Source organism: Mesorhizobium sp. M7A.F.Ca.US.014.04.1.1 (assembly GCF_003998745.1).
Lineage (GTDB): Bacteria > Pseudomonadota > Alphaproteobacteria > Rhizobiales > Rhizobiaceae > Mesorhizobium > Mesorhizobium ciceri.
This window is the reverse complement of the sequence record NZ_RZRW01000735.1, coordinates 1-2,496: the sequence shown is the minus strand read 5'-3', so window position 1 is coordinate 2,496 and position 2,496 is coordinate 1. Positions and strand designations below refer to the sequence as shown.

Here is a 2,496-nt window from a genome sequence, read left to right as displayed (position 1 = left end):
GCTCAACACCGGCAGCGACCTTGTGCGTTCGAAGAACCGGCTCTTGACCACTATTGCCTACAGGCTGAACGGCAAGACCACTTATGCGCTGGAGGGCTCGATCTTCATTGCCGGCGCCGCGGTCCAATGGCTGCGCGACGGCATCAAGGTGATCGGCAAGGCCGAGCAAAGCGGCAAGCTGGCTGCCGAGGCTGATCCAACGCAAAACGTCTACCTGGTGCCGGCCTTCGTCGGGCTCGGCGCGCCGCATTGGGACGCCGAGGCACGCGGCGCCATTTTCGGGCTGACGCGCAATTCCGGGCCGGCGGAATTCGCCCGCGCCGCACTCGAATCCGTCGCCTACCAGACGCGCGACCTGCTCGACGCCATGCGAAAGGACTGGAAGGGAGCTTCGGCCAAGACCGTGCTGCGGGTCGACGGCGGCATGGTTGCGTCGGACTGGACCATGCAGAGGCTGGCCGACATCCTCGACGCGCCGGTCGACCGTCCGACCATCCTGGAGACGACGGCGCTGGGTGCCGCGTGGCTCGCCGGGTCGAAGGCAGGCGTGTGGCCGGATGCCAAGAAATTCGCGAAGAGCTGGGCGCTGGAGCGGAGGTTCCAGCCGGCCATGGATGGCTCTGCGCGCGCAGCCAAACTTGCTGGTTGGCGCGATGCTGTGCGCCGGACGCTGAGCACGCCATAGGCCTCAGTTGGCAGGGGTGACCGAAAAGAAAGGCCCGCGCCACTTCTGGCATGGGCCTTCAATGCAGCACTATCAATTACTCCCACTCACCCACATCAATAAGGCGAGCGGCACTCCCTGCGGGGGCCGTAATTCGGCTGGAACGTGTTGTCCGAAGCACGGTAGCTGCGGTAGTGGTCGTAGCACCATCGCACATGCGCATTGCCTTCATAGACGCGGTTGTTTTCGTTGTTGATGATTGCCCCGGTAATCAGCGCGCCGGTAGCGAAGGCCGCAAGCGGGAACCAATAATCGCCGTGACGACGGTAGCCGGGGCGATATTCACGATAGCCCCGATGGCCGTTCCAATACATGCCGCGATTGCGGGAAAAATTGCGGTCACGCGAAAAACTGCGGTCACGCGAAAAATTGCGATTGTAGCGGTCCTTGCGCCACTCCCGGTACTGGACTGTCTGTACATCCGGCACCGCGACCTGGGACTGCGGCACATAGTTCGGTTGGGCATTAACCGACACCGCCTCCGCCGCAACGAATGTGGCGGAGAGAGCGGTCGCCAGCAGGCTCGTTGTGATTCTGTTCATTGGTCTTCTCCTCGATGGTTTGGCGGACGTCCCTGTGCCCGAAAAACGAGCGGCGCATACAATTGTTCCCCAGACTGGATGCCACCGTCAGGCATAAATGGCAGCGTTCCTTGGCCGTTCTCCCCCCGACAGCGCGTGGGACAAGTGCCGCGACAGGGCGAAGCCGCCCGTGTTTGCGAGACCTCTTTTTCCGGTTGACCGGTCGAGGCACTCTCCCTATGTTCCGCGCAATTTCGAGGGCCGCCTTTCGCCCGCGGGAGCGCGTAGCTCAGCCGGTAGAGCAACTGACTTTTAATCAGTAGGTCATGGGTTCGAATCCCATCGCGCTCACCATTGTTTTAGCATTAAATATCAGCCACTTAGGGCCTTTGAGTCTTTGAGAAAGCAGCGACTGTCCGAGTTTTCACGGCCTGCACGCCCTTCTCAAGGATCTCGCCACGGGCAACGCATGACAAGATCGTCCGACTTCGGATCGTTGATTCTACAAGTCTTTGATTTTGTTGAACGGCGGCGGCGGCTCCCACCGCGATCCGACAGTCACTGCTGCCATTGATCGACCTTACCGGCCGGGACGAAGCCGTCAGCGCTTCCAGAAATCGCGGTGCGGTGCGAGCATCTCGTCGGCGATTTCGGGGAAGGGGCCAAAGACCTCGATCTTTCTCTGGCCGGAGCCGAGGACGGTGCGCGAAGAGAGGCTCATCGTCGGATTCTCCGCGTGATCCCCGGTGAGCGCCAGGAGTTCGGTCTCCTCGACCCCGTAAACCAGCCGCCCGATATTGGCCCAATACATCGTGCCGGCGCACATCGCGCACGGCTCGAAGGTTGAGACCAGCGTGCATTGCCACAGGAACTCCGGCGCGTAGGCAGCCGCGGCGCGGCGGGCGAGCTCCGTCTCGGCATGGCGCACCGTGTCGAGATTGCCCTGCCGCATCAGCACGCGGTCATCCGGCCCGACCAGAACGCAACCAAAGGGATGATGCCCATGTGCCGCCGCCTCGCGCGCGACCGCGTCGGCGGATCGAAGGTGGGCGAGCATCTGATCGCGTGTCATGGCAAAACCCCGGGACGCCGACATCCACCCGATGAGCGGCTCTTTGATCCGAGATTGCTGCCAAGCGATGCGAGTGGCAAGAGCGAACCGTGGCTTGAGACCTTTGCGCCGGGATATCAGACCTTTGCGCTAGAATCGCCGACCGGTCTTGGCGTCGCACAGATGAGCACAGTCGCGGT

Annotated in this window: 3 protein-coding genes and 1 tRNA gene; 2 read left to right on the top strand and 2 right to left on the bottom strand. The window is 62.3% G+C overall.

Annotation, left to right across the window (positions count from 1 at the left end; translation table 11 throughout):
* Window positions 1–685 (top strand): FGGY-family carbohydrate kinase (locus EOA22_RS30735; RefSeq protein ID WP_245478725.1); only part of this gene is annotated, 685 nt, incomplete at its 5' end.
* Between the two features lie 95 nt (window positions 686–780).
* Here the strand turns inward: EOA22_RS30735 and EOA22_RS30730 are convergent.
* On the bottom strand, window positions 781–1,266 hold the full coding sequence (locus tag EOA22_RS30730; protein ID WP_063167948.1) for a BA14K family protein: 486 nt from the start codon (window positions 1,264–1,266) through the stop codon (window positions 781–783).
* A gap of 257 nt (window positions 1,267–1,523) precedes the next feature.
* On the opposite strand from EOA22_RS30730, the gene EOA22_RS30725 reads away from it, so the two are divergent.
* Window positions 1,524–1,599: transfer RNA gene (locus EOA22_RS30725), tRNA-Lys, on the top strand.
* Window positions 1,600–1,846: 247 nt separating this feature from the next.
* Here the strand turns inward: EOA22_RS30725 and EOA22_RS30720 are convergent.
* Window positions 1,847–2,317, bottom strand: coding sequence for a nucleoside deaminase (locus EOA22_RS30720; RefSeq protein ID WP_063170230.1), 471 nt, complete (start codon window positions 2,315–2,317; stop codon window positions 1,847–1,849).
* Between the last annotated feature and the right edge of the window lie 179 nt (window positions 2,318–2,496).